Annotated in this window: 1 protein-coding gene and 1 pseudogene; both read left to right on the top strand. The window is 71.4% G+C overall.

The window, feature by feature from the left end; all coding sequences use genetic code 11:
- Window positions 1-76: 76 nt before the first annotated feature.
- Window positions 77-1,743, top strand: a pseudogene (gene recN, locus AX692_RS06915) (DNA repair protein RecN).
- 167 nt (window positions 1,744-1,910) lie between these two features.
- The gene (locus AX692_RS06920) at window positions 1,911-2,297 is read left to right on the top strand and encodes an endonuclease domain-containing protein (RefSeq protein ID WP_073973082.1); all 387 of its coding nucleotides are present in this window, start codon (window positions 1,911-1,913) and stop codon (window positions 2,295-2,297) included.
- Window positions 2,298-2,416 lie beyond the last annotated feature (119 nt).

The following is a 2,416-nucleotide window of genomic DNA, read 5'->3' on the forward strand; positions in this document are numbered from 1 at the left end:
GGCGGGCGAGGTTTGGGGATTGGCGCGCCTTGCCGCGTGACGCGCCCGCCGGGCTGCGCTATCCCCGTGCCCGGCCATGCTCACCCGTCTCTCGATCCGCAACATCGTCCTCATCGAAGCGCTCGATCTCGATTTCGCGCGCGGGCTGGGGGTGCTGACGGGGAGACCGGGGCGGGCAAGTCGATCCTGCTCGACGCGCTCGGACTGGTGCTGGGCGACCGGGCGGAGACCTCGCTGGTGCGCGCGGGCGAGGAGCGCGCGAGCGTGACGGCGAGCTTCGAATTCGCGCAACTGCCGCGCGCGGTCGCTGCGGCATTGGACGAGGCGGAGATCGCCATCGAACCGGGCGAGCCGCTGATCATCCGCCGCCAGGTGCGCGCCGACGGGGGCTCCAAGGCCTTCATCAACGACCAGCCGGCGAGCGTCGCGCTGCTGCGCGAACTCGCGCCCGCGCTGGTCGAGCTCCACGGGCAGCACGATGACCGCGGGCTGGTGAACCCGCGCGGGCACCGGATGCTGCTCGACCGCTATGCCGGGACGGACGTTGCCGGGCTCGAGCGTGCCTATGCCGATTGGGCGCGCGCCGAGGCGCAGCTGGCCGAGGCGCGCGAAGCGGTCGAGCAGGCCAAGGCCGATCAGGACCTGCTGATCGCGCATCTCGCCGAACTGTCGGCGCTGGAGCCGGTCGCGGGCGAGGAGGCCCGGCTCGCGGGCGCGCGGGCGGACATGCAGAAGGGCGAGAAGCTCTCGGGCGATCTCGCGGATCTGCGCCACCTGTGGGAGGGTTCGGATTCCCCGCTCGCGGCCCTGCGCGTGGCGGCGCGGCGGCTCGACCGGATCGCCGAGCAGCACCCCTTGCTGGGCGAGGCGCTGGCGGCGCTCGACCGCGCGGTGATCGAGGCGAGCGAAGCCGAGGACAGGCTCGCCAAGGCGGCCGAGGCGCTGGTCCACGATCCGCACGAATTGGAGCGCGCCGAAACGCGCCTGTTCGAACTGCGCGCCGCGGCCCGCAAGCACCGCTGCGAGGTCGACGACCTGCCCGATCTGGCGCGAAGCATGCGCGCCCGGCTCGACGCGATCGAGGGCGGGGAGGCGCAACTGGATGCGCTCGAGGCGGCGGCCAAGGAGGCCCGCGCGGCCTATGTCGCGGCCGCCGAGAAGGCCCACGCCGCGCGGGTCGCGGGGGCCGGGCGGCTCGATGCGGCGGTGGCGGCGGAGCTTGCGCCCCTGAAGCTCGACGCCGCGCGCTTCCGCACGCAGGTGACCCCGCTGCCCGAGGAGCGCTGGGCGGCATCGGGAATGGATGCGGTGGAGTTTCTCATCTCGACCAACCCCGGCGCGGATTTTGCAGCCCTGAACAAGATCGCGTCAGGGGGCGAACTCTCGCGCTTCATCCTCGCGCTGAAGGTCGCGCTGGCGGAAAAGGGCGGGGCGGCGACGATCATCTTCGACGAGATCGACCGGGGGGTCGGGGGTGCGGTGGCTTCGGCGATCGGCGAGCGCCTCGCGCGGCTGGCGTCGCAAGAGGGGCAGTTGCTGGCGGTCACGCACTCGCCGCAGGTCGCGGCGCGCGGCTCGCAGCATTACCTCATCGCCAAGGCCTCTTCCGGCACGGTGACGAAGACTTCCGTAGTGCTGCTCGACCACGCCGGGCGGCAGGAGGAGATTGCGCGGATGCTCTCGGGGGCCGAGGTGACGCCCGAGGCGCGGGCGCAGGCGGACCGGCTCTTGGAGGGGGTGTGAAGGAGGCTGACGAAGCTCGTCACCACCCCCCGATCCCGATGCCTGCCCCGGCGCATGCCGGGGCTGAAGAGGAGGGGGGGAATGGCGCCAAAGCCCCCTCCTCTTCAGAGGAGGGGGTTGGGGGTGGTGAAGTCACACCGGAAACGCTCCACCAGCGCGCCCGCGCCATGCGCAACAACCCGACCGAGCCCGAAAGGCGCCTCTGGATGGCGCTGCGATCAAGCCGGTTCGAAGGCTTCAAGTTCCGCCGGCAGGACGTGATCGGCCACCGCATCGTCGACTTCTTCTGCCCCGCGCGCGGGGTGATCGTCGAGGTTGACGGCCACACGCATGACGCCGAGGTTGATGCGCTACGCGACGCGCGGATGTTGCGGGACTTCGGCTTTGCGACCGTGCGGTTCACGAACGAGGATGTGATGCGGAATCTCGACGGGTGTCTGGTGCGGTTGCAGGAAGTGCTGCTGACTTCGCCCGAACGTTGGGCTGGGCGAGTCGAGCGGATGTCGCGGCACCACCCCCCGACCCCCTCCTCTGAAGAGGAGGGGGAGACGTGAGGCGCTGCCCAAAAAGCCCCCTCCTGTTGTCCCTGCGGGACAGCTGCGCTTCCAGAGGCGGGGGTTGGGGGTGGTGGAGTGCGCTCCCCATCCTCCTCCTCGCCGCATGCTCCCCCGCC

Source organism: Erythrobacter donghaensis (assembly GCF_001557325.1).
Classification (GTDB): domain Bacteria; phylum Pseudomonadota; class Alphaproteobacteria; order Sphingomonadales; family Sphingomonadaceae; genus Erythrobacter; species Erythrobacter donghaensis_B.